At 53.3% G+C, this 25090-nt stretch carries 19 protein-coding genes; 10 read left to right on the top strand and 9 right to left on the bottom strand.

The genetic code is table 11. The features are described from left to right. Positions 1-299: 299 nt before the first annotated feature. The 3 genes from KIS77_15640 (at position 300) to KIS77_15630 (ending at position 4203) form a co-directional block, all read left to right on the top strand. Positions 300-2663, top strand: a complete 2364-nt coding sequence (locus tag KIS77_15640) for a TonB-dependent receptor (GenBank protein MCW5923778.1) — start codon at positions 300-302, stop codon at positions 2661-2663. Between the two features lie 5 nt (positions 2664-2668). After that, positions 2669-3523 carry a DUF4249 domain-containing protein gene (locus KIS77_15635; protein MCW5923777.1) on the top strand — a complete coding sequence of 285 codons (855 nt, stop codon included), beginning with the start codon at positions 2669-2671 and terminating at the stop codon, positions 3521-3523. A 248-nt stretch (positions 3524-3771) separates the two neighbouring features. Beyond that, the gene (locus tag KIS77_15630) at positions 3772-4203 is read left to right on the top strand and encodes a nuclear transport factor 2 family protein (protein MCW5923776.1); all 432 of its coding nucleotides are present in this window, start codon (positions 3772-3774) and stop codon (positions 4201-4203) included. A 6-nt stretch (positions 4204-4209) separates the two neighbouring features. On the opposite strand, the gene KIS77_15625 is transcribed toward KIS77_15630, so the two are convergent. The 3 genes from KIS77_15625 to KIS77_15615 all read right to left on the bottom strand — a co-directional run bounded on the left by KIS77_15625 (position 4210) and on the right by KIS77_15615 (position 9514). After that, on the bottom strand, positions 4210-6396 hold the full coding sequence (locus KIS77_15625; GenBank protein MCW5923775.1) for a hypothetical protein: 2187 nt from the start codon (positions 6394-6396) through the stop codon (positions 4210-4212). A 517-nt stretch (positions 6397-6913) separates the two neighbouring features. After that, complete coding sequence (locus KIS77_15620) at positions 6914-8023, bottom strand: acyloxyacyl hydrolase (GenBank protein MCW5923774.1); 1110 nt, start codon at positions 8021-8023, stop codon at positions 6914-6916. 183 nt (positions 8024-8206) lie between these two features. After that, positions 8207-9514: an aspartate kinase gene (locus KIS77_15615; GenBank protein ID MCW5923773.1), complete on the bottom strand. Its 1308-nt coding sequence runs from the start codon at positions 9512-9514 to the stop codon at positions 8207-8209. Positions 9515-10077: 563 nt separating this feature from the next. Here KIS77_15615 and KIS77_15610 point away from each other — a divergent pair. Next, on the top strand, positions 10078-12228 hold the full coding sequence (locus KIS77_15610) for a T9SS type A sorting domain-containing protein (GenBank protein MCW5923772.1): 2151 nt from the start codon (positions 10078-10080) through the stop codon (positions 12226-12228). Next, entirely contained in the window at positions 12194-13003 is an 810-nt protein-coding gene (locus KIS77_15605; GenBank protein MCW5923771.1) for a methyltransferase, read from the top strand. The genes KIS77_15610 and KIS77_15605 overlap by 35 nt, the downstream gene beginning before the upstream one ends. 143 nt (positions 13004-13146) lie before the next feature. On the opposite strand, the gene KIS77_15600 is transcribed toward KIS77_15605, so the two are convergent. Then, entirely contained in the window at positions 13147-13413 is a 267-nt protein-coding gene (locus KIS77_15600; protein MCW5923770.1) for a DNA-binding protein, read from the bottom strand. A gap of 322 nt (positions 13414-13735) precedes the next feature. Here KIS77_15600 and KIS77_15595 point away from each other — a divergent pair, with 322 nt between their 5' ends. From KIS77_15595 to KIS77_15585, 3 genes are all read left to right on the top strand, one after another. After that, positions 13736-14707: a sugar phosphate isomerase/epimerase gene (locus KIS77_15595; GenBank protein ID MCW5923769.1), complete on the top strand. Its 972-nt coding sequence runs from the start codon at positions 13736-13738 to the stop codon at positions 14705-14707. Between the two features lie 709 nt (positions 14708-15416). Further along, a complete protein-coding gene (locus KIS77_15590; GenBank protein ID MCW5923768.1) occupies positions 15417-16583 on the top strand; it encodes a glycosyltransferase in 1167 nt (388 codons plus the stop codon). Positions 16584-17297: 714 nt separating this feature from the next. After that, on the top strand, positions 17298-17633 hold the full coding sequence (locus KIS77_15585; protein MCW5923767.1) for a hypothetical protein: 336 nt from the start codon (positions 17298-17300) through the stop codon (positions 17631-17633). A 96-nt stretch (positions 17634-17729) separates the two neighbouring features. On the opposite strand, the gene recN is transcribed toward KIS77_15585, so the two are convergent. The 5 genes from recN to KIS77_15560 form a co-directional block, all read right to left on the bottom strand. After that, entirely contained in the window at positions 17730-19385 is a 1656-nt protein-coding gene (recN, locus tag KIS77_15580; protein ID MCW5923766.1) for a DNA repair protein RecN, read from the bottom strand. Positions 19386-19770: 385 nt separating this feature from the next. Beyond that, a complete protein-coding gene (locus KIS77_15575) occupies positions 19771-20310 on the bottom strand; it encodes a hypothetical protein (GenBank protein ID MCW5923765.1) in 540 nt (179 codons plus the stop codon). Positions 20311-20495: 185 nt separating this feature from the next. Continuing rightward, positions 20496-21404, bottom strand: coding sequence for a tyrosine-type recombinase/integrase (locus KIS77_15570; protein ID MCW5923764.1), 909 nt, complete (start codon positions 21402-21404; stop codon positions 20496-20498). Positions 21405-21495: 91 nt separating this feature from the next. Then, a complete protein-coding gene (gene rpsU / locus KIS77_15565) occupies positions 21496-21690 on the bottom strand; it encodes a 30S ribosomal protein S21 (protein MCW5923763.1) in 195 nt (64 codons plus the stop codon). Positions 21691-21931: 241 nt separating this feature from the next. After that, positions 21932-22462, bottom strand: a complete 531-nt coding sequence (locus KIS77_15560; GenBank protein MCW5923762.1) for a DinB family protein — start codon at positions 22460-22462, stop codon at positions 21932-21934. Positions 22463-22632: 170 nt separating this feature from the next. Here KIS77_15560 and KIS77_15555 point away from each other — a divergent pair, with 170 nt between their 5' ends. Both KIS77_15555 and KIS77_15550 read left to right on the top strand, forming a co-directional pair. Next, entirely contained in the window at positions 22633-23892 is a 1260-nt protein-coding gene (locus KIS77_15555; protein ID MCW5923761.1) for an N-acetylmuramoyl-L-alanine amidase, read from the top strand. A 25-nt stretch (positions 23893-23917) separates the two neighbouring features. Next, positions 23918-24694: a DUF2520 domain-containing protein gene (locus KIS77_15550; protein ID MCW5923760.1), complete on the top strand. Its 777-nt coding sequence runs from the start codon at positions 23918-23920 to the stop codon at positions 24692-24694. Positions 24695-25090: the final 396 nt, after the last annotated feature.

Below are 25090 nucleotides of genomic sequence, written 5' to 3'. Positions count from 1 at the left end.
GGGAATTTTCTCGGTGGGCTTTCTCAGATTCGGTTTTTTTGGGCAGTCTCAGAGGGCAGTTGATAATTTGGTTTGAGGGCTTTTGGATATGGTTTTTCAAAATAAAAATCAAGTTTGTTAAAGAAATCAAGCTTGTGTTTTTCAAGAAAAAATCGAGGCAGGCAACCCTTTCGTCGAATCATGTTTCATCAAACGAGTATTTGAGGGAGGTTTGCGGAACAAAATTTTTTCGCGTCTGTTAACCCCGCGCCGCGCCCATCGTCTTTTGAAAAAACAATGCTTTCGCAAAACAAATAAACATGAAACACTTCCTTTTACCCGCCGTGGCGCGCCCCCTCCGTCATTTGACTCGGCTGGCTGGCTCCTTCATCCTATTATTGTCGCCCTTTTATCTTTTTTCCCAAAACACTGCCACGGTGAACGGCACGCTCCGCGACGCGCAGAACGGCGAGACGCTCATCGGAGCGACGGTGGAGGCCATTGGGCTTGGCAAGGGCAATGTGAGCAACGAGTATGGTTTTTTCTCCTTTTCGTTGCCTGAAGGGCAGGATTCGGTCACGCTGCGATTCAGCTATATCGGCTACGAGTCGGCGTTTCGAAGAATAAAGCCCGTCGGCACCATCCGACTCAACGTGTCGCTACGCCCCGAATCGGCTGTCATCGAGGAGGTGGTCATCAAGGCCAATGCGTTGGAGGAAAAGATGAAGAGCACTGAAATGTCGGTGACGACCATCGGCACCCGCGAGGCCAAGGCGCTGCCGGCGCTGCTCGGCGAGGTGGACCTCATCAAAATACTGCAACTCAAACCCGGCATCACGGCGGGGTCGGAGGGCACGACGGGCATCTTCGTGCGCGGCGGCGGCGCCGACCAGAACCTCATCGTGCTCGATGAGGCCATCGTGTACAACCCCAACCACCTGTTCGGATTTTTCAGCACGTTCAACTCGGACGCGGTGAAGGACTTGAAGGCTTATAAGGGCGGGTTCCCGGCGCAATACGGGGGCCGACTGTCGTCGGTCATTGACGTGCGGATGAAAGAGGGGAACAACCAAAAATTCAGCGGCGCGGGGGGCTTGGGATTGATTTCGAGCCGCCTGACGCTGGAGGGGCCGATTCAGCGAGACAAATCATCGTTCATCGTGAGCGGGCGGCGGACTTACGCGGACATCATCACCCGCGCCATCAACAAGGCCAACGAGGACAACCCGGATTACAACCAAATCCCTGACTACTATTTCTACGATTTGAACACAAAGGTCAATTTCACGCTCTCGGAAAAAGACCGCCTTTATTTGAGCGGCTATTTCGGGCGCGATGTGTTCAAGTTTAAAGACGCGAGCTTCAATTTCCTTTTTGACTGGGGCAACACCACTGGCACGGCGCGTTGGAACCACGTTTTCGGCCCGCGCTTGTTTTCCAACACCACGTTCACCTTCTCTGACTACCGCTACCGCATTCGCAACATCTTGCAGGGGTTTTCATTTCGACTTGGCTCCAATGTGAAGGATGCCAACACGAAAGTTGACTTTTACTACCAACCCAACAACCAGCACACGGTGCGCTTCGGCGCGAACGTCACTTACCACGATTTTATCGTGGCGCGCCTCAAAGCAGGTAGCGACGATGGTCAGGTGAATTTTGAGAGCGGACAGAATTTCGACGGCTTGGAATACGGCCTCTATGCCAACGACGAATGGGCTGTGACCGACCGACTAAAACTTAGCTACGGGTTGCGAGTGTCCGCTTGGCAAAACAACCCTGCGTTCTATGCGAACTTGGAGCCGCGTTTGGCTGCCAATTTCGCCGTGACGGACCGTTGGGCAGTGAAAGGCTCTTACTCTCGCATGAGCCAATACGTCCACCTGCTTGCCAGCAGTGGCCTTTCCTTGCCGACCGACATCTGGTATCCGAGCACGCGGGGCATCAAGCCGGAGCTAAGCGACCAAATAGCCATTGGCACCTCGTACCTATTCAATGACAATTTGCTCATCACTTGGGAGGCATGGTACAAATGGTTGCGCAACCAAGTGGATTTCATTGACGGCGCCGAATTGTTTGGCAACAACGACCTCGAAAACGAGCTCACCGTGGGGCGTGGGTTCGCATACAGCCCACTCGAACTCGAAATCGAGAAAAAAGAGGGGCGGCTCACTGGCTGGATTGGCTACACACTGGCATGGGTGCGTCGCGGCAGATTCCCGGACATCAACAATGGCAACTTTTTCCCGCCGCGCTTCGACACGCGCCACAACCTGAGCATCGTGGGGCTGTGGGCCATCAACAAACGCTGGCAAATCACCGCCACATGGGTCTATACCTCCGGCTACACGGCTTGGCTCCCGTCGGGACGGTTCACTTTCCAAGACATACCCGGCGCACCCTTGCAACCTTTGGTGCCCGTCTATGGCGACCGCAACACTTATCGCTACCCAGCCTATATGCGTGCCGACCTCGGCGTGGTGTGGAAATGGTGGACCCGCCGCATGGAAAACGACCTGACCTTAAGCGTGTACAACGCCACCGACCGCCGCAACCCTTATTTCATTTTTATTGACTTCGAATCGGTGGCAACGCCCATCGGCGACGCGCCCACGCGGATTTTTGCCAATCAAGTGTCGCTGTTCCCGATTTTGCCTTCTCTAACTTGGAACTTCAAATTTTAAGAACGATGAAAATCAGAATTTTGAAAAACATATTCCCCTTCGCGGTGCTGCTCCTCGTCGCCGCTTGCAACCTTTCAAAAGAGGTGGACATCGAATTGCCCGACTACGAAAGCCAACCAGTGGTGGAGTGCTACCTCGAACCCGGCAAACCCTTCCGCCTGCTGCTGACGCGGAGCTTTGGCTTTTTCGACCCTTTCGGCCTCGACTCCAATTTTTTTCAAAATGTGCTGATTCAAGGGGCTGTGGTCACGATTAGCTACAACAACCAAACCGACACGCTCTACAACACATTTTCTCTTGACCCCAGCCCACTCAAACTTTTCAACTACACGGGGCAGAACATCGTGCCTGCCACTGTCGGCGTGGAATACACGCTGAACATCGTGCTGCCAGACAACGGCGGAACCATCACGGGGCGCACCCCCATGTTGTCTCTGGTGCCGATTGACAGCAACGTGGTGGAGTTCCTGCCCCCCGCCGACACGATTGCCCGCATCCTGACATATGTGACGGACGACCCCAACACCGAAAACTATTACCGCCGCATCATCAACTATTACTCGCTCGATAGTGTGCCGGAGCAGGACTTTATCGCTTCCGACCGCTTCCTGACCACCCCTGTGCTGGCCTTCGGCACGGGATATACGCTCGGCGAGGGCGACACGGTGTACAACACGGTGTGCCACATCACACGGGACTACTACAATTTTATCGAAAGCGTGCAACTGGCGATTTTTGGCAACATCAATCCGTTCGCGCAACCTTCGCCCATCAAAAGCAACGTGACTGGCACCGCCAACCCCTTGGGCATATTTACTTGCCTCGTCTATGATAGGGACACGACCGTGATAGTGAAGTGAAAATGGTGTGCTAATTTGATACTCCCGATATTTCGGGATAGGTCGCGCTAATTGTCAATGAGATGCCAGCCATTCTCGGTTTGTAAAGAGGTGTCATCTTTTGAGGAACGAAAAAGGTGACATCTCGGCCTGTTTTTGAGATGTCACCCCTCCATTCTTCCGGGATGACACCTCAGAACCCGCCAAAGCGAGAATGGCTGATGAGATGCCACCCAACTTCTGAGACGGCCTCCAAGTACTTAAAAAATATGCGCCTTAATCTCGTCTGCCTATTGTTGCTATCGTTTCATGCGACACTCCTTGCTCAACCGAAAAAGGGTGAGCAATACATTCTCGACACCGAGCTGCGCCGCTTCGAGGCGATGACGCGCAAGGACACCGCGCTGCTTCGCCCCATGCTGGCCGACGAACTTATTTATATGCACTCCAACGCGCTGACCGAGCGCAAATCGGAGCATTTGGAAGCCATTGCGAGTGGGCGAATTGTGTATGAAAAAATGACGCGCGAACAGGCGCGAGTGCGACGCTACGGTAAGACGGCCATCGTCAACGGGGTGGCACAAGTGAGAGGAATGCTCAACCAGAACTCTTTTGAGCTGCGGCTGGGCTACACGGCGGTTTATCGCAAAAAACGCGGCGCGTGGCGTTTGGTGAACTGGCAAAGCACGCGCATACCCTGACATCCTTCAATGCCGCAGCACTACTTCCCCGGTCTCTGCATCCAGCAGCCATGTCGCTGCGCCCGACAAATCCATCTTTATCGTGCTACCATTGCGGAGCCTAACGGTGCGCTCGCCACCCGAAGCCGTGTGCAGCAGCAAGAGACTCCCATTAGCGTAGGTGAAATCGTTGTGCTCGCTGTACACATGGCACCCCGCCGCCCTCAATACTTCGCGCCAGACGTCAGTGCCATGCAAAGGCAAGGCTGCCAGCACGGAAGTGTGCGTCGGGAATCGCTTGCGGGCGATGATGGTGTGGCCCAAGCCGTCGAGCTTGCCGAGCATTTCCGCGTCGGAATCTTCGATAGCGACGAGCGGCTGCACGGCGGATTCGAACGTCCAAGTCGTGTCGGGTTTTGAAAAAAGTACTTTGGGCGCGGCGGGCGAGTCAAAGGCTCGAAGAACGAACCCCGATAGTTGTTCCACAAATTGCAGGTTGTTCTCGCGCCCGTCGGTGTAGCCGGGCAGGTAGTTCCAAATGAGGGTGCGGCCATTTTGAGCCACTTTTTCTTTGATAAACTTCCGCTCGTCGGCGCTCATCTTGTAGGCATTGACAAACACGATTGCTTTGTAACGAGCCAAGTCAACTTTCGGCAAATCAAACAAATAAACGTGCTCGCTAGCTGTGCCAGAGCGGAGCGCCTCTTCCACCATGAGGTCGGGCACATCCTCGCAAAGGGGCTGGCGTTGGTTTTTGAGATAGTAGAAATGCTCTTGGTCATACACATAAAGCACGTCGGCAACGGGACGGTGTGGCAAATGCAGCTGGCTATCGAACAGTGACTTGAGCTGGCGGATGCGAGCGAGGTAGAGCGGGTTGTCCCACCAGCCGCTGTTGAGGTGGCGGCCAAAATCGTAGTACCAAAATCCCGCGCCCCGGAGCAGGGGCAGCGCGACGCTGCGGCTGAGGACGGCGGCATACACCGTGTCGCCAATGGGGCGCGAATGCACAAAATCCATGTCGCGCCAGGTTTGCAGGTAGCCATTGTCAATCTCGTCGAGCCAGAGTTTTCCGTGCAGCAGGGCCGACTCCACGATGCCGCGCGAGTTGCCCGAACCGCCTGCTTTTCGCGTGATTTCCCAATAAGTCTGCGGCCCGCTGAGGTAGTCCACGTCGGGGCAATCCATGATACGTTCGATGAAAATATGGCCTCCGGCGGCTTGCCGGCAAAAGGTCATGTGGAAATAGCCGTAAAAAACGCCGACGATGAGCGGGCGCGGCCAAGCCTGCTTCACGATGCGGCAGAAATACTCGATGTCTTCGGCCACCACTTCTTGTTGGGCGATGAAGTAATCAATGACGCGCTGTTCACGGGCGGGTTCGCGGAATATGCCGTCGAGGCAGCGATTGCGTTCTGTGGTGTCGGGCACGGTGGCGTTGGCGAGGGTGAATTGGGGCGTTTGCCAAGCCTGTTGCAAGGCCGCGTCGGTGCCGTATTTTTTGCGCAGCCATTCGCGGAAATAGCGCGTCATGGCGGGGCCAGTGTCAGGCTCATGCTCGATGAAGCCCCAATAGTGCCATTCGCCGTACACGCCGCCCGCCACATGGATGCCCGCCATGCGTTGACCTTCGGGAGTGGCGGCCATGCGCTGGCAAAACTCACGCACCCGCTCTCCGGCTTCTTGCCGCCACCGCAGCGAGGCGAGGCTGGCGCGGAGGGGGCGGTCGGGGTCGCCATCCTCAAGGTTGCGTGGCGGCCCGTAGGTCTCTTGGTCAATGGGGCCGTCGGCGTATTCGGTACATTCCTCACGGTGAAGTTCGTTCCACCAGTAAGGCGCGTTGGTGTGCAGCCGCACGAATATCGCCGCGTCGGGGCAGGCATTCAGCACGCCGCGCACTTGTCGCAAGGCTTTTTCCAAATCAAGTTTTTCGACGTTTTTCGGCCAAATATCTTCCAGATACAAATCCACCTGAAAGAGTCGGATGCCGACCTCACAGAAATTGCGCAGGTTGCGCGCAGGTTTTTCCTCCCAGCTCCAGCGCCCGCCAAAAGCGTGTGTCAGAGCATATATCTGCGGGCTGTGAGGCTGGTCGTTGATGAAAATGGTGGGGCGACCTTGATAGGGAGCGACTTTGGCGCGGATTTGCGCGGTGGATTGAGTGGTTTGGAGGATGATGAGCGAGAGCGCGAAAACGATTCGGAGGGTACGCATAATTGATTGCCGATTGCCGATGGGGCGTATTTCAAATTGTCGCAGTAAATCGGAATGCTGTTCCGGCGTACAAAGGCGACAATTTGGGATACACCACACTACTGGACATTTCCAAATTTGCCACGAAGTCACAAAGCAAAATACTCATTGATTTGCCGCTTTTGTGGCCTTTGTGTCTTTGCAGCACAAAAATAATGTCCAGAAATGTGGAAATGCACCATTTACGGAACAATTGACGCGAATTGAGCGAGTGATGAGCCGGCTAAAATCTCAATGGGCTTTATTAACCCCCGAACTCACGTTAAACATCGTCAATCGGCATTCATGTAATCGGCATTCGTCAATCAAAATCTCAGCGATTCTGGCTTTGTCGGGTTCTGAGGTGTCATCCCGGAAGCATGGAGGGGTGACATCTCAAAAGCAGGCCGAGATGTCACCTTTTTCGTTCCTCAAAAGATGACACCTCTTACAAACCGAGAATGGCTGTCAAAATCTATAAGTCGGAAAAATACTCAGATTACTCAAATAAACCTACCCACCCCACGCGCACATCAAACACGTCCGCCACATGGCGATGCGCCTTGAGTGTGCTGCCGACCAATAGATTTTTTCCGAAACGATAGAAAATGCCGTAACGCTGATACACCGGGTCAATGTCGCCGGAAGGATTGAAGACGTAGGCACCGATGTGAATGGTGAATCGGATGCGATTGACCAGCAAGTCGTGGCCTGCCAATATGCTGCCTTTCCACGCACTTTTTTCAAGACCCTCGCGGCGCAGCATTTCTTGTGCGAAACCATCGTGCACCCACTCTGTGCCAACCGATAGACCGCTCATGCGACCGATGCGCCTGCCGATGATGGCTTGCCCTCCAAGTTGCCAGCGCATCTTGTTTTCAGGGAAAGCATCGTTGGCCGTGGCGGTTTTCAGGGTGCCGATGGCCAGCAAGTAGGCATAGTGGCGGGGCTGCGCTTTCCAATCGTCGTTTTTAGGGGGCCGGGTGATGCTGACAGGCTTGATGTAATAGTTGAATCCCGCATTCCAAGTGGGGAAATTCATGCCTTTGTTGGGCAGTTTCATGCCGCCATTCGAGATGTGATTGTAGTTGAATCCAGCGGAGATTTCCCAATGCGGACTGGCCTTGTAGTGAAGGTAGGCATTGGTCATGGCCAAGAAGCTGAGCGGAAAACTGAAAAACAGGTTGGTGGGGTTGGTTTCGGCATCATACACTTTGCTGAGGTAGGAGATGCCCAATCCCATCTGCACGGAGCCATAGAACCGTCCCCACGGGCGTATCATCGGCTCTACAAAACCCGCGAACGTGACGGATTGACCCAACACCTCTGGGTTGTCGAAGTTGATGTAGCTCAGCACGAAGCCTCGCTTGGCGATGACCCCCGAATTGCGGGTATATTTTTCCCGGTGCAATAGCCATTGGGCGCTGATTTCGATGCCGAACGGATTGGAGTTGGAGACGTTGATGATGTCGCGGGAATGAGGAATGATGAACCCACGATGGAGGCGGGCACCGAGGAGGAAGGGGTCGCGCCCGACGGGGGTATCCGGTTGGGATGAGAGGAGTAGGGGCAAAAAAACGAATGCAATTATATGAAGTCTGAGAGCCACTGTTTGCTTGTGTCAATTTAGTGGATGGCAAACTTATATGAAATTCCTCGAAACGACCTATACTCTGCGCCGCTAGGTTTTGGGCATGGCTGCAATCGCAATCTGCTAAAAATCAAAAACATCAATCATGTTCATCTAACAAATCCTAGCGAATCAAGGTATAAATTGGTCGAGCACCCACGCTCACGCCTTCGACCCCGCCACTTCCACCGCTTTTCGCTCGATGGGCGGCACGTTTTTCACCACCATGTGCATGGTGTTGCGGATGCGTTCCTCGAACAGGACGATTTTGCCTTTTTTCAAATTGTCAATCGTTTCCTGCGTATAGTGGCGGATGGTGATGAGTTCCAATCCCTCCTCCACTTTCACCTTGAACTCGTCGGAGATGTCCTTGATGAATCGCTCCACGCGGTCTGGCACATTGGTGACGCAGATGGTAAAGCTGATGGCGCCGTTTTGCATCATGTTGACGAAGATGCGCAGGTCGGCGGCTTTGGCAAATAGCCGAGCCATGTGGTGCTCGGCCACGAAAGAATAGTCGAGTGTGCTGATATGCAACAGGGCTTGGTTTTTCTCCACCACCACGATGGGGGGGTAGGTGTCGTCGGTGTCGCTGCTGATTTCGGTGCCCGGCGCGTCGGGGTTGAGAAACGACTTGACGTAGAGCGGGATGTTCTTGTTTTGCAGCGGTTTGATGGTTTTGGGGTGGATGACCTGCGCGCCGTAGTAGGTCATTTCGATGGCTTCTTTGTAGGAAAGGCGGTCGAGTTTGATGGTGTTGTCGAAAATGCGCGGGTCGGCATTCAGCACCCCCGGCACGTCTTTCCAGATGCTCATGCTCTCGGCATCGAGACAGAAAGAGAATATGGCCGCCGTGTAGTCGGAACCTTCGCGGCCCAGCGTGGTGGTGAAATTTTCGGAGGTGGAACCAATGAAGCCTTGCGTGAGGACAAAGCCTCCTTGCTCCAAGAGCGGTGTCACCACTTTCTGCGCGTTGGCTTTGGTTTTGTCCCATATCACCCAGCCCTCGCGCCAAGTGTTGTCCGTGGCGATTATGTCGCGGGCATCGAGCCAGTGGGTTTTCAAGCCGATTTTGTTCAGATAAGCCGCCACGATTTTGGTGGAGACGAGCTCGCCGACGCACACGATTTGGTCATACATATAGTCGTAGTTATCGGCAGGCTTGTCGTCCAATACCCATTCGCCTTCCACAAAAACATCATTCACCGCCGCAAAAACCTCGTCGGTTTCGTCGAACAACTCGCGCATGAGCGCATAATGGCGCTCTTTGAGGGCATCGTAGAGTAGTTGGGCCTGACCGTTTTGCTTGGCGTGGGCAGCCACTACTTCTTCCAGCGCGTTGGTGGTCTTGCCCATAGCAGACACGACGATGACCAGCGGCTCACTTTTAAAACGCTGCAAGATGGAGGCTACGTTCTGTACGCCTGCCGCGTCCTTCACGCTGGCGCCACCGAATTTGAAAACTTTCACTTTGTGATGATGGATTTGTGGATAAGATGATTGGGTTTGTGTTGGCTATTGTCCTTGTCCGCATGATTGGCGCGAAGCCAGTCATATGCTTCGCATTGTCAAGTTTTCGGTATGTGTGAAGTCCTGATTCATTCAAAATCACGGACATCAATCACGGGCATCCGATAAATCTCGGCGAATCAAGGTGTAAAAGCGCGACAAAGGTAGAAAGGTGGAAATAAATGTGCTAATGCGCCGAGGGTTCAATTCTGAACACGACGACCTGAGAAAATCTAACCCAGTATCTTCGCGCCATTATGAATAATATCAAATTGCTTTTTCGCCTTCGATATGCCTCGCCTGGTCCCCAAACGCCCATCGTCAGCGCCACCTCATTTTGGCAAAGTTGGTCAGCGATAGACTTGTTGCGGTGGAGGGCTTTGAGTGAAGGGGATTGTCATTTTTTCGACTGGCAAGGCAAATTTTGCAGTCGAAATCGGGCATGTTCGGCGAAAAATTTAACGAAGCCAGTCGGAAAAAGGGCTTTCCTTTCGCCAAAGGCCTTCACCGCAACAAGTCTAATAATGCTCCTAATCGCGCTCTTTGCCCCCTTTGCTCTTTTCGCCCAATCCATACCTATTGCCCAGGCCCGTTCCCTTCCGGTCGGCTCCACCGTCACGGTGCGGGGCATCGTCACCAACGGCGGCGAACTGGGCATCATTCGCTACCTGCAAGATGGCACGGGGGGCATCGCGGCTTTTCCCGGCTCAGGCTCTGCGCCGGGGTTCAACGCGACGGTAAAGTTGGGCGACAGCATAGAGGTGAGCGGCACGCTTATCCTGTTTCGCGGCTTGTTGGAAATCAGCCCCATCACGGCGTGGCAAGTCATAGCGTCGGGGATGCCCTTGCCAGTCCCCAAAGCCATCCAATTGGCCAATGTTTCCGGCGATTTGGAAAGCCAATTGGTCAGTATTCCATGCGTCACGTTTAGCGACGCGGGCGGCGTTTTTGCGAATGCTGCTACCTACGACATTGTGGACACAGAAGGCGGTTCCGCAAAAATTTACTTGCGCAGCGGACATCCTTTGCAGTTCTCCTCCGTGCCGACAGAACCTGTGCAACTCACGGGTATTTTATCAATATTCGATGATTTTCAATTGCTTCCGCGCACGGCAAGCGATTTGACACCCGCCTCGTGTTTTTATTTTTTAAACAAACCCGAGCAATCGGATATCCAGACCACGGGGTTCAAACTGAATTGGAAAACCAACTGGCTCTCTTCAACCAAACTGCGCTACGGCACTTCGCCTGCGTTGGGCAGCGAAATCACATTGCCCATGCAATCGCTCAACCATGCCCACAACCTGTCGGGTCTTCAGCCCGGCGCTGTCTATTGGGTGCAAATAGAAGCGACACACAACGGCAGCACCATCCGCTCTCCCATCCGCCCCTACGCCACGCGCTCGCTTTCATCGGGGCAAATCAAGGTGTATTTCAATTTCCCAATTGACGAATCCAGCGCGGGCGGCTTGGTGCCCGATGGTCAAAGTTTCGACGAGGTGCTGGCCGAGACACTCGCCCGCATCAACGCCGCCGAACAAACCCTCGACGTGGCCATGTACAACAACAATCGCACGGATATCACCAACGCCCTGAAGGCGGCTCATGCGCGGGGCGTGCAGGTGCGCTATGTGGCCGCGCTTGATGCAAGCAACCCTGCCCTCCAGCCCCAGCCCCCTTTTCCCGTGCTGTACGGCAACAACTCGGCGCTGATGCACAACAAGTTCATGATTGTGGATGCCAACTCGACCGACAAATGCTGGGTCATGTCTGGCTCGCTCAACTGGACGACGCTCAACATGACCAAGGACTACAACAACACGCTGTTCATTCAAGACCAATCGCTGGCGCAGGCTTACAAAATCGAATTCGAGGAAATGTGGGGCGGTAGCGGTGCCCAGCCCAACCCTGCCGCCGCGCGATTCGCTGGCACAAAAAAGGACAACACGCCTCATCAATTCATCATCGGCAACATCGCCGTCGAGTCCTATTTTTCTCCTTCCGACCAGACGACCAGCCGCATCGTCAGCACCATCGGCACGGCGGATTCGGAGGCTCTGTTTGCGCTTTTTTCTTTCACCAAAGACGAACCTGCCGTGGCCCTCGCGGATGCCTACTGGAACGGTGTGCAGGTGCGCGGCATGATAGAAAACATCAACGACCAAGGAGCGGAATACGCCTACCTGCTCTCGCAAGGGGTGCCGGTGCGCCACCACAGCGCTTCCGGCGACCTGCATCACAAATACGCCGTGCTCGATGCCGATGCGCCCCAATATGGCCCCGCGGTACTCACTGGTTCGCACAACTGGAGCAATGCCGCCGAGACTTCCAACGACGAAAACACGCTGATTATCCACGATGCTAACCTTGCCCGACTTTACAAGGCTGAATTTGAGCGGCGATGGGCAGAGGTTTCGGTATCCACGACGATGCCCACACTCCGCCCGCCCACCGCTTTCCCCAATCCTGTGTCGGAAATGCTGACCTTGCAATATGAGGCGCCTGCCAACGGCATCATTTCGGTGAGGAATATTCTGGGGGAAATACTATTTCAAACCACTGCCGACGCTTCCGGCACGTCTCGCCTGAATGTCGGCGGCCTTCCATCTGGATTTTACCTTGCTTCCGTAGAAACCCGTCATGGCATCGCAACCATTTCGTTTCAAAAAATTTAGCGTTGAGCAGGAAGGCGCGGCGCACCCCGTTGGCACCGATGGGGTGTTGCTCGGCGCTTGGGCGGATGTGGAAAATTGTCTGAACATACTCGACATCGGTGCCGGCACGGGCTTGGTGGCGCTGATGCTGGCGCAGCGCAGCCCCACCCCCGCACCCCCCTCCACCGGGAGAGTACCTGCGCCATACGGCGCGGTACGCAGCGACGCTCCCCTCCCGCCTGCTGGCGGGGAGGGGTCGGGGGTGGGGCATATCACCGCCGTCGAAATCCATCCGCCTTCCGCTGCCCTCGCCCGCCGCAATTTTGCCAATTCACCATGGGCAGGTCGTTTGGAACTCGTCGAGTCCTCGATTCAGGATTTTGCCCAAAAGACCGACAGGCGATTTGACTTGATTGTGAGCAACCCGCCGTTTTTCTCCGAAACGGTAGTCTCACCCGATGCTTCGCGCCGCTTGGGTCGGCACACGGCTTCGCTTTCGCCGGGAGAGTTATTGGCTGTTTCTAAAAAATTATTGACTGAAAACGGGCGGTTGTGCGTGATTTTGCCTGTGCAGGAAGGGCGGCGTTTGTGCGAATTGGCGGTGTCGCAGGGCCTCTATTGCACGGAAGAAGTGGAAGTGTTTTCCCGCCCGGAAAAGCCGGTGGAGCGGCTGTTGTTGCGGTTTGAGCGGGACCCGTGTCGGTTTGAACGGAAGAGACTGCGCATTTTCGACGGGGCGATTGGGCAGGGTTATTCGGCTGAATTTCAAAAACTTACGGAGCGTTTTTATTTGTGAAGGCGAACTTTGAGAAATGAAAAACTCGCCTTTCATGTGACTGTGACGGGCAAAAGAAAAAGGGAAACCGTGTCGCTCAAACCGGTTTCCCTTTTATCGTGCGGCCGTTTGTTGCGGCGCGCGGAAAGTGATGTTTTGTTTCGTCACTGCATGGCGACGCGCTGCTCCTCGATAATCTGAAGTGCGCGGTCGAGTATGGTGGTGTCTTCCAAATGAACGATGCCGCCGCCCGGCCCCGGCTCCAGATGCCACTCAACCACTTGGCCGTCGGTGTAATTATGTGCGCCAAAATAGTTGCGCACGGTCTGCTCGTCCATGTTGAGCTCTTTGGCGATACGGTGGATGCTGCCAGTGGGCAGGGAGTGCTTGATGCGGCGCAGCTCCTCGAAAGTGATATTCATAAGCCTCAGTTTTGGTGAACGATATAATTGTTGGAAAGACAATTGGGCAAGCCCAAAAAAGTTTCTCTAAGGTATGTGCGTTGCCAAAGAATAAACAAGCGAACGGAAAAAAATTTTTTCAGCAAACGGAAAATAACATCCAAGAAGCGGGATTTGGTCGTGGGTTGACAAATCCCTGCCTTTTGAATGAAAGATGGCAACGAGAAGGCAATAACCTGTGAAATGCTGAAAATCAGGTGGTTTGACGCTGAAATGGTCTCTGCAAATCTTTTCAAAAGAAAAACGCGCTACATTTGCCATGTCCCAATCCTTCACGATAAAATTTTTGCTCATGCTACGTCGTCAGTTTATGAAAGACACCGCACTCGCCGCTTCGGGCAGTTTGCTCGTGCCACAAATGCTCGCTTCTTGCACGAATTCGAAGAATGTTTTTGGTGCAGTTGACCCCGCTACTGGAAAGCGTCTCTTCTTTGAGGTCTCGCTGGCCGAATGGTCGCTTCATCGCGCTCTTTTCGCTGGCCAGATGACCAATCTCGATTTCCCCCTCGTCGCCAAAAAAGACTATGGCATCACAGCAGTGGAATATGTCAACCAATTTTTCAAGGACAAAGCAAAAGACACGAAATACCTCGCCGACCTGAAGATGCGCTGTGACGACAACGGCGTCAAGTCCGTGCTCATCATGTGCGATGGCGAGGGCTATCTGGGCGACGCGGACGCTGCCAAACGCACGCAAGCCATCGAGAATCATTACAAATGGGTGGAAGCGGCCAAATATCTCGGCTGTTTTTGCATCCGCGTCAACGCGGGCGGGCAAGGCACTGCCGAACAGGTCGCGGACAACGCGGCGGATGGCCTGAGGCGGCTCACCACTTTCGCCAAAACGCACGGCATCAGCGTCATCGTCGAGAATCACGGCGGCTACTCCTCCAATGGGAAATGGCTCGTTGGCGTGATGCAAAAGGTGAACATGAAAGAGTGCGGCATCCTGCCAGACTTCGGAAACTTCTGCATCAAGCGTTCGGAAGGTGAATGGCAGGGTAAATGCTTGGAAGAGTACGACCGCTACCTCGGAACAAAGGAATTCATGCCTTTTGCCAAAGACGTGAGCGCCAAAACGTATGACTTTGATGAGCAAGGCAACTGCATCGAAACTGATTACCGCCGCATGCTCAAAATCGTGAAAGACGCTGGCTATCGGGGGCACATCGGCATCGAATACGAAGGCGACAAGCTCTCCGAACCCGACGGTATAAAGGCGACCCTTGCACTGCTTTACAAAGTTGGAGCGGAACTGTCGTGATTGGGGTAATTAAGGGTCATTGGGGGTAATTAAGGGGTCATTGGGGGTAATTAAGGGTCATTGGGGGTAATTAAGGGTCATTGGGGGTAATTAGGAGTCATTGGGGGTAATTAAGGGTCATTGGGGGTAATTAAGGGTCATTGGGGGTAATTAAGGGTCATTGGGGGTAATTAAGGGGTCATTGGGGGTAATTAAGGGTCATTAGGGGGCATTGGAGTAATTTAGGAGTAATGAGCCCCCCACACTACTTGACATTGTTTTTGTGCTGCAAAGATGCAGAGGCACAAAATGTGGCAAATAAATGCGTATTTTGCTTTGCGTCTTTGTGACTTCGTGGCAAATTTGAAAATATCCAGTAGTGTGAATGCCTCCCAATAACCCCTAATGCCCCCTAATGCCCCTTAATTACCCCTAATTACCCCCAATGACCCCTAATTACCCTTAATTACCCCCAATGACCCCTTAATTACCCCCAATGACCCCTTAATTACCCCTAATTACCCCCAATGACCCCTTAATTACCCTTAATTACCCCCAATGACCCTTAATTACCCCTAATTACCCTTATTACCCTTCTTAATGCCCCCCAATGACCCCTAATTACCCGTAATTACCCCTAATTACCCTTAATTACCCTTAATTACCCTTAATTACCCCTAATGACCCTTAATAACCCTTAATGACTCCTAATTACCCCATTTTTTTACTTTTGCGCATCAAAAGCCTCACGCATTACCCCTCCGTCTGTATGTATCTGCACATCGTTTCTTTCGATATTCCCTACCCTGCAAACTATGGTGGCGTTATCCTGATTTTCAACCAAATCAAGGCGCTCCACGCACAAGGCGTGAAGGTCATCCTGCATTGCTTCCAATATGGGGGCCGCACCCCCCAGCAGGAACTGGAAAAGTATTGTCACGAAGTCCACTACTACAAGCGCAGCCGCTCGCTGTTTTACCAACTGAGTTTTTTGCCTTTCATCATGCGTACTCGCCAAAATGGGTCGCTGCTGAAGCGCCTGAAAAGAGACGGGTACCCCATCCTGTTCGAGGGGATGCACACCGCCGCTTGGCTGTGGCGCAAGCGGTTGCGCGGTCGCCAGAAACTGGTTCGGATGCACAACGTGGAATGGCAGTATTACGAGGGGCTTTCTCGCTCCACTGCCCCAACGGAGGTGCTGGAAAAAATCTACTACTTCATCGAAAGCATCAAACTCCAGCGCATCGAGCCGAAAGTGGTGCTCCACGCCGACGAAATCCTGACCGTCTCCACCACCGACCAAGCCTACTACCGGGAGATGAAGGCCAACACGCACTATATCCCCGCGTTTCACCCGAACGAACAGGTAGAGAGCCAGTTGGGTCGGGGTGAATACGTCCTTTTTCACGGAAAACTGAGTGTGCCGGACAATGAGCAGTCCGCTATGTGGCTCATCGAAAACATTTTTTCAAAAATTGACATACCCTTCGTGGTGGCGGGCATGGCACCCTCATGGCGGCTCAAGGAACTTGTGCAGCGACACGAGCACATCACCCTCATCGAAAACCCGGATGACCGACGCATGAACGAACTCATCGCCAAGGCCCACATTAACTTGCTCGTGTCGTTCCAGTCGTCGGGTATCAAACTAAAACTCATCAACGCACTTTTCCGTGGGCGCTTTTGTATCGTCAACGAGGAAATGGTGAGCGGCACCGGGCTGGCCAAACTGTGCTATGTCCGCAATTCCGCCGCCGCTATCAGCCAGACCATCGAGGCGCTTATCAACGCCCCATTCGAGCAGGGAAAAATCGAGGAGCGGCGGGCGGTGCTCGAAAAAGAGTTCTCCAACACCGAGAATGCGAAGAAATTGTTGGCGTTGATAAAATTCCATTAACGCCAACCTTCTGGTTGGCGAGCGCCCAGAAACGCCGACAAAAAAAATTGGCATACCACCCGCTGACTGCAGGTGGCGGGTAGGCTTGAATCCTTGATTTTTACTTCGGTTTCACAATTCTTGTGCGTACTGTACTCTTCCATTGGTGAATACAATAGTGTCGGGGTAATTTGGAGAATTGTTTGAAGAGCCATTCACAAGTGCTACCTGAAACTTCGCCCAGATTTGGTCGCCTTTTATTTTTGTGATTTTAATGTCAATCAATGGTTCGTGAAGAATTTGAATTGCATGGTCAATTGATAGCTATAATCACACTGCTGGACATTTCCAAATTTGCCACGAAGACACAAAGACGCAAAGCAAAATACGCATTGATTTGACGCATTACCTGTGTTTGTGTCTTTGCAGCACAAAAATAATGTCCAGCAGTGGGGGAGTGACATCTCAAAAAACAGGTCGAGGTGTCACCTTTTTCATTCTCACAAGATGACACCTCTTGCAAACCGAGAATCGCTGTATTTTTTCACAAAGTTGTTAAAAAAGTTGTCTCTTAAACAACTGTAAATAAAGTGCTTGCAAAAAACAATCGTTTTAAACGGTTGACTATCGGACAGGAAACCACTTTATCCGTCGCAACCGTTGTTGAACAAAAACGCATAGGTTTGTGCTGGTTTGCGCTGGTCTTCCACAACAGCAAACCAATAAGTCGAGCACATGAACAGACTGAAATGCCAGCAATGCGATGTCGAGTTCAAAGGCCGCTGCGACAAGCGTTTTTGCTCGGTGGCTTGCAAAAATGCTTGGCACGTCGAACACAGGCTGGCGACGCGCGATGCCGTGGCCGAGATAGACGGCTACCTGCACCGCACCCGCGAGATTTTGGTCACTTTGATGGGCAGCGCCCCGAAGGTCGAGTTGGACCGACTGGTGCTGACGCGCACCGGGTTCAAATATGAACACCACACAGGTACCTACCTCAACAAAGAGGGCAAGATGTATCGCATTGTCTATGAATATGCTTGGATGGATTTTCGGGCCAAAAAATCTTGATTGTGCGGAAAAAAATTAGATGGGAGGTACACGAACACATCGCACAAAATATTTTACCGACATTCTAATGGCGAGTTTGCTGCGCCCGCCCCGCGCTCACCCTCCCACCAACTCCCTCGCCGTCGCCACAGCCGCATCGCTGGGCGGGTTGCCGCTGAGCATGACGGCGATGGAGCGCACGCGCTCGTCCGCGTTGAGCAGGCGGATTTTGGTCACGGTGCGGTTGTCGGCCACATTTTTATACACGAAGTAGTGCGCGTCGGCACGCGCGGCGATTTGCGGGGTGTGCGTAATGCTGACGACTTGGTGGCGAGCGCTCAGTTCTTTCAGTATCAGGCCCATTTTCAAAGAGACATCGCCGCTGATGCCGGAGTCTATCTCATCGAAAATCAGCGTTGGCAGCGGGATGGCATCGGCCACGAGGCTCTTGGTGCAGAGCGTGAGGCGGGAAAGTTCGCCGCCGGAGGCCACGTCTTTGATGGGCAGGTAGCGCGAGCCGACGTTGCTGGCAAAGAGAAATTGCACATCGTCGGCGCCGGTGGGCGTGAGCGAGGGAGTGTCGCGGATATCCACGCGGAGGCGTGCGTGGGGCATGGAAAGTTGGGTGAGCATGGCATGGACGCGCTCTTCAAAGGCAGCGGGGATGGCGCGGCGGCGCTCGCTGAGGGTGGCCGCGATGGCGCGGAGTTGGCGTTCCTGCTCGGCGATGGATTGTTCGAGCCGGGTGATTTCGCCACCGAGGTCGGTGAAACTCGCCGTCTGTTTTTCTAAATTTTCCTGCAAAACGAGCAACTCGCCGATGGATGCCGCGCCGTGTTTTTTCTGCAATTTGTACATCACATTAAGGCGTTCCTGCACTTCGGCAATACGCGCCGGGTCGTGCTCGGTGGCTTCTGCGATGCGTTCGCAGTCTTTGGCAAGGTCTTGCAAGTCAACCACTAAAGCATCCAGCCGCTCGCTCAAGGTGGAAAGTTGGCCGGAGAGTTTGCGTGTGCCGCTCATGCTACGGGCGATTTCTTGGAGTTGACCGACGATGTTTTGTTCGGCCTCGGCGAGGTAGTTGTAGGCTGCTCCGTAAGTGCGTTTGATGTCCTCGGCGTTGGAGAGGCGGGCGAGTTCGGCTTCGAGGGTTTCCTGTTCGCCGTCAGAGAGTTCGGTTTGGCGGAGTTCGTCGAGTTGAAAGCGGAGAAATTCCATCTCCTTCGCACCGTTTTCGCTCAGGTTGACGAGTTCGGCGAGGCGTTTTTTATCGGCGGTATAACGGCGGTAACCTTGTTGATAATCTTTCAAGATCAGCGTGTTATCAGCCAATGCGTCAATCATCCGCAGTTGGAAATTGACGTTGTGAATGTCCAGCACGTCGAACTGCTGATGCAAGTCAACGAGCGCTTCGGTGAGGCGTTGCAGCACTTGGTTGTTCACAGGCGTGTCGTTCACGAAAGCGCGGCTTTTCCCGGCGGGCGATAGTTCGCGGCGGATGACGATTTCCGCGTCGTAGTCCAATTCGTTTTCCTCAAAAAATTCGCGCAGGTCATATTTTGCCACTTCGAAGCAAGCCTCCACGATGCATTTTTCCGTGTCGTTGTAAAACACTTTGGTGTCGGCGCGTTCGCCCATCACGAGGCCGAGCGCGCCGAGCAGGATGGATTTGCCCGCTCCGGTTTCGCCGGTGATGATGGTCAGACGGTCTGAAAAGTTGATTTCGAGTTCGTCTATGAGCGCGTAGTTGCGGATGTGGAGGCGTTTCAGCATTATTTCTCGCGGTAGAGGGTGGAAGGCAGAGGGTGGAAGATAAGAGCACGCCGGAACTACTCTTAACCCTTTGTCTTCCACCCTCTACCTTCTGCCATTTAGCTGCAAAAGTAACAAAAGCCCCTTTGAAAAAGCGAGATGAAATTTTTTGTTTGAAAACAAAGGCGCTGTAATGTGGAGGAGTTCCTGTCGTCGCCCGCTTGTTAGTGGCGGGACATCAACAACGTTAGAGGCATAAATTTCGACAAGATTGACCAGACTTACGGGGTTCGCGTTTTTGCTTTGGAAAAAACTTGTAAATCTTGTCAATGCCGTCAATAAATATCACCTTTAAAGCATCTTCGGCAGATGGAACCCCCATCTCCCCAAATCCGCATTAGCCTTGCTACTTCACCGTGCGGCCACCCACCGTGCGGCCTTCCACCGTGTTGCGGTATTCCTTTTTGAGATTCACCAAGAGGCGCGGTATGGCTTCCGAGTCGGTGAGGAATTTTTTGCCTGCGTAGGTGACTGTGCCAGTCCTGCGATTCCATTCGCTCGCTTGGAGCATATATTGTCCGTCGTAGCGCGGGTTGGGGCCAAAGGTGAGGTAGTGGGTATCACCCTGATTGTCAAAGCTGACGGCGAACTGCTCGTCTTTGGGGCGGAACAGGAACACGCCGGGGGTGCCTGCGGGGAAATGGATTTGCTCGGTCTTTCGACCATCCACGATTTTGATTTGCCCGGAGGAGATGGAGGTGGTGCCCTCTTCGTCGAGATAGCGATAGATGGTGAGCTCTTCCGAAAGAAAAAACTGGATGCGGCGCAGGTCGTCGTCCGTCCAGTTTTGGCTTTCGTAGAGCTTTTGGTCAAAAACGGACATCTGGGGGGAGCAAGCGGAAAAGAGGCCGAGGGCCATTAGTAAAAAGAGATGTGTACGTTGCATGGTTCAGTCAAATTTTTGAGGCGAAATTCGGCGACATGCAGCGAGGCAACGACGGCGGTGAGGTGGTTTAACGCAATTTTATCGCTGATTGCTAAGGAATTGTTTTGACATCCCATTGCGTAGGCGCGGCATGAACGCTTCGCGTGCATGGGCGGCCAACAATCCCTAAAAAGTCCATGTCATGCCTATTGAAGTTTCTCCTCGTCTTTCCCTTTTGGGTGAGCCTGCTCATACACCTTTATCAGGCGCTCGATACTATTGTGCATATACACTTGGGTGGCGGCGAGGTTGGAGTGGCCGAGCAGTTCCTTGATGGCGTTCAAATCGGCTCCGTGCTCGGAGAGGTGCGTGGCAAAAGAGTGGCGCAACACGTGAGGACTGCGTTGCTCTGCCGTCGTGACGGCGGAAAGGTGCTGGTGCACGATGTGGTAGATGCTGTCGGGGCTAAGGCGCTCGCCTTTCCGATTGAGCAACAGCCACGGCTCGGCGGAGGAGGGGAAGTTCGCGTTGCGAATCTCGATGAAGTTTTTCAAGAGCGAGCCGAGGTAGCGCGCAAAAGGCGCGAGCCGTTCTTTGTTGCCCTTGCCCGCGATGCGCAGCGTGGAACGCTCGAAGTCTATGTCGGCGATTTTCAGGTTGGAGGCCTCGCTGCGGCGGATGCCAGTGGCGTAGAGTATTTCCAACACGAGGCGGTGCAGTTGACCTTTGTAGTCGGTGCCAAAATCAATGTGGGTGAAAAGCGCGGCTATATGGTTTTCCTGCACAAAAACGGGAAGTCGTTTGCCTGTTTTTGGCGCCACCACTTTGCGCATGGGGTCCTTTTCGAGCAGGCCGCGTTGTTTCAGAAAGCGAAAATAGGTCTTGAGACACGACAGGCGGCGATTGATGCTGCGGGCGCTTTGTGCTTCTTGCATTTGGGCGACTATCCATGCCCGGATATGCAAATGCCTCACTTCGGCAACCGAGGTAAGGCATTGTTGCTCAGTGCAATGAGCGATAAAATTTTGCAAGTCGCCGCGATAGGCCGTCAACGTGTGTGGCGAGAAACGGCGTTCGAGCGACAAATATCCGTAAAATGACTCTTCGTGAAACACCGGTTTGATGCGCTAATTTTTCAATGTGCAAATGTGCTAATAAAAAATTGGAGCATTAGCACATTCTTCAATCGGCACATTGGCACATCCCTCAGTCGTTCTTGTTGCCGTACATTTCCTCTTTGTAAACGGCTTTCAGCACTTCCGCACGACGCTCGACCGATGGCTTGCTGAATGCCTTGCGGCGGCGCAGTTCTTTCAGAATGCCTGCGCGTTCGAATTTGCGTTTGTACTTTTTGAGCACTTTGTCAATGGCTTCGCCGTCTTTGACTTCAACGATGAGCATGAATTTCTCCTTGAATTTGGTGAAAAAATTTGTTGTTGAAAATTCGGGCTGCAAAGGTAAGCCAAGTTCTGGAAAAAAATCGGCCAGTTCTGAAATTTTCTGTTAATCATGCAAATCAGGGACTGGCAGCGATTCTCGCTTTGTAAATCTTGTCAATCCTGTCAACAGCTATCACTTGTGCGGCACCCTCAATGAGCGCCTGAAAATCAGAAATAGCGAAGGCCCGCCTCAAAGATTCATGTCAATCCCTAATCGCGCTGCGCATCTGTTTCAAGTGTCGCTTGAAGTGTGCCTCAAAAAAAACCATCATTTGCAGCCAGCCCATGCGCCCTGCGCGAGGGTGTTTGTAGAGCGCCTTGTCGGCGAGCGAGTCGGGCATCTGGGCAAAAAAATCGGTCCAGTCGGCGCGGGCTTTTTGCCAGCGGGCACGGGTCTCGGCTAGTGTGGACTGCGCGGGCAAATACTCCTTGCTCACAGCTTTGGGAGCCTCGAACTTCAACGGCACGTTCATGGACAACCACAACAGAAAGCCACGCCAGTGAGCACCCAAGCCCGCCCGCTCCAAGTCGGGCGAAAAGCTCAGTTTTTTCTTGACGTAGGCGTGGGACAGTTCCTCGCTTAGTATCAGGTGATGCATGGTTTGAAGCGCTGACCAGCCTCCTTTGGCAGGCTGGCGGTTGAGCACCGCGTCGGTGTGCGCCTCCATCTCCGTGAACAAGTTGTTTATCAACTGGTTGTATCGTTCGTTTCGGCGTTTCAATACTTCTTTCATAGGGGCAAGGTATGAAAAAGCCAAAACCCTTGTTCGGCCTATCCTTTGTCTTCTAAGGCTTTTTCCCCATTTTTGCCCTCAACTAAAGAGCAAGGGTGTCTCATAGGTCATTGTTAGGAGACACCCTTGCTCCCAAATACCTCCCGACCGAGATGCTATTTACCCGAACCATGATTTGCCTGCTTGTTTGCCTTGCCTCTGATGCCCAAAGCCAGAAGCCTTCGGTAGCGGCCAAGCCATCTGCCGACAAGCCAGCGGCGGCGGATGCCAAATCGTATGTCACGGCGGTGGCGAAGACCGGCGACGATGTGGCGGCGCTCCTGACGCGCTATGGCCTGTTCGACTTTGAATGCAACGTGGCGAAGTTTCTCAAACTGAACAACCTGAAAACAGGCAGTGTCATCAAGGCAGCAGCCACTTACAAGCTACCAGTGGAAGTGGTTGCCTACAACGGCAAAAGCATTCGCACCACGCTTGATATTTCCGACTGGCGCGTGGCCAAGCGCATCGAGCTGTTCAACCATTCTGCCTTGGAAGCGGGGCTGCGCACCGACAATTTTATTCAGACCAAACGCTTGTGGGTGCCGTGGCACGAGCTTAATTGCCCACCGAGCATCGAGACGGCAAGCATCACTCCGCTCGCCAAAGAGCGTGTGGTAGCCTCAGCCAACACAGGCGAAAAAAGCGTGGGCGGCAACTCGCGCAATTTTGCCATTTTTGGAAAAAAACATCAGCACACCCCGCTGATTAGCAACAAGTTGAAAGGAAAAGTTTTCTACATCGTCAGCGGGCATGGCGGCCCCGACTCCGGCGCGCAAGGCCAACGAGCAGGCCACACACTTTGCGAAGACGAATATGCCTACGATGTGTCGCTGCGCCTCCTGAAACTCCTCCTCAGTCATAACGCAACGGCTTACATGATTGTGCGAGACCCCAACGATGGCATCCGCGACGAGGAGTATCTCAATTGTGACAAGGACGAGGTGGTCTGGGGCGACAAACCCATCCCGCTCGACCAAAAAGAACGGCTCCAACAACGCTGCGACATCATCAACGAGTTCACTAAGCAGCACACCAAGGCGGGCATCAAAGACCAGACGCTCATTGAGATTCATGTGGACTCGCGCTCTCACGACCACAAAACCGATGTCTTTTTCTATTATCGCCCGGGCAGCGAACCCAGCCACAAATTGGCTTTGCATATACAGCAGGTGTTTCTCACGAAATACTTAAAAAAGCGCAACCAACGTGGCTATACTGGCACCGTGACTCCCCGCAATCTTTATATGCTCAAGGAAACCATCACGCCCAAGACGGTTTACATCGAATTGGCCAATATCCGCAACAGCTGGGACCAACAGCGCCTCGTGCTGAAAAACAACCGCCAAGCCCTCGCCAATTGGATTTGCGAGGCACTCCTGACGCACTGACCCCTCACCCACACTCGACCAATCTATGCCGAAAATCGTAATCGTGGGCACCGGACGCATCGCATGGCACTTGGGCCGCCGCCTGAAAGCCAAAGGCTTGCCCATCGCGCAAGTGGTGAGCCGCACTGCCGAACACGCTCAAGCATTGGCCGACACGCTCCATGCCCGATGGACGAACGAGTGGGCGGATGTGTTGCCCGATGCGGATTGGCTGCTCATCGCCGTGCGCGACGACGCGATAGCGGAAGTGGGGGCAGCTTTGGCGCCCCATGCCCCCGACGCACTGGCCACGCATACTTCTGGGGCGACACCGGGCGCGGTGTTGCAACCCCATTTCCGACGCTTTGGGGTGTTTTATCCCTTGCAATCGTTTTCCTACGAACATTCGCCAGTATGGTCAAAAATTCCCTTTTGCGTGGACGCTTCGACCAATGAGGATGTGTTGTTTTTGAAAAAAATCGCCAAGACCATCGGCAACCTCGTCTATAGAGTGGACGACGGGCAACGTGCTTTTCTCCATGTGGCAGCGGTTTTTGCCAACAATTTCGCCAACCACTGCTTCACCATCGCGGAAAAAATACTCGAAGAGAAAGACCTGACCTTTGAAATGCTGCACCCGTTGATGGAAGAGACCCTTGTCAAAGCTATCCGCGACTCTCCAGCCCGAATGCAGACAGGGCCTGCCATTCGGGGCGATGCGGACACAGTGCAGCGGCACTTGGCACTGCTGCGCAGTCACCCTGACTGGCAGGAACTTTATCAAAAATTGACGATGGATATCAACCCTGAGCTGCCTTTTTGAATCAGCGAGCGAAATTTACATAGCACGAAGACAGAACAAAGTTGCCAGATTCGCCTCAAAAACACTCAATAATCCTGCTTTTGAAGTCGAAACCCTCATTTTCCCTCGTATTTGTCGGGAGCGTGAAATAAAAACAACAACAAGCGACTTCGTCTCTACATTTGTCGCGCCTTATCCGAGCTGTCGCGACCGTATTTCCTCCCTATGAAAACAACGCGCGAAAACGCCTTGATAGGTAAAACCGATTTTCAGGGATGTCGAACGGATATTTTCCAATAATCACTTCCCGTCGGATATTCCTTCCCGACTTGATGATTTTTTCTTGACTCAAACAACATTTAACTACTCCAAGGCAGGGCATCACGCGGACCAACCAACAAACAGCGCCCCAAAGAA

It is taken from the genome of Saprospiraceae bacterium (genome assembly GCA_026129545.1).
In the GTDB taxonomy this organism is placed as follows: domain Bacteria; phylum Bacteroidota; class Bacteroidia; order Chitinophagales; family Saprospiraceae; genus M3007.
The sequence above is the reverse complement of the archived record's forward strand: the minus strand, read 5'-3'. Positions and strand labels throughout refer to the sequence as shown.

Bases quoted from the DNA above. Each gene is read 5' to 3' on its own strand.
- KIS77_15640 (MCW5923778.1), top strand. From the start codon at position 300: ATGAAACACTTCCTTTTACCCGCCGTGGCGCGCCCCCTCCGTCATTTG.
- KIS77_15635 (MCW5923777.1), top strand. From the start codon at position 2,669: ATGAAAATCAGAATTTTGAAAAACATATTCCCCTTCGCGGTGCTGCTC.
- KIS77_15630 (MCW5923776.1), top strand. From the start codon at position 3,772: ATGCGCCTTAATCTCGTCTGCCTATTGTTGCTATCGTTTCATGCGACA.
- KIS77_15625 (MCW5923775.1), bottom strand. From the start codon at position 6,396: ATGCGTACCCTCCGAATCGTTTTCGCGCTCTCGCTCATCATCCTCCAA.
- KIS77_15610 (MCW5923772.1), top strand. From the start codon at position 10,078: ATGCTCCTAATCGCGCTCTTTGCCCCCTTTGCTCTTTTCGCCCAATCC.
- KIS77_15605 (MCW5923771.1), top strand. From the start codon at position 12,194: ATGGCATCGCAACCATTTCGTTTCAAAAAATTTAGCGTTGAGCAGGAA.
- KIS77_15595 (MCW5923769.1), top strand. From the start codon at position 13,736: ATGCTACGTCGTCAGTTTATGAAAGACACCGCACTCGCCGCTTCGGGC.
- KIS77_15585 (MCW5923767.1), top strand. From the start codon at position 17,298: ATGAACAGACTGAAATGCCAGCAATGCGATGTCGAGTTCAAAGGCCGC.
- recN (MCW5923766.1), bottom strand. From the start codon at position 19,385: ATGCTGAAACGCCTCCACATCCGCAACTACGCGCTCATAGACGAACTC.
- KIS77_15575 (MCW5923765.1), bottom strand. From the start codon at position 20,310: ATGCAACGTACACATCTCTTTTTACTAATGGCCCTCGGCCTCTTTTCC.
- rpsU (MCW5923763.1), bottom strand. From the start codon at position 21,690: ATGCTCATCGTTGAAGTCAAAGACGGCGAAGCCATTGACAAAGTGCTC.
- KIS77_15560 (MCW5923762.1), bottom strand. From the start codon at position 22,462: ATGAAAGAAGTATTGAAACGCCGAAACGAACGATACAACCAGTTGATA.
- KIS77_15555 (MCW5923761.1), top strand. From the start codon at position 22,633: ATGATTTGCCTGCTTGTTTGCCTTGCCTCTGATGCCCAAAGCCAGAAG.
- KIS77_15550 (MCW5923760.1), top strand. From the start codon at position 23,918: ATGCCGAAAATCGTAATCGTGGGCACCGGACGCATCGCATGGCACTTG.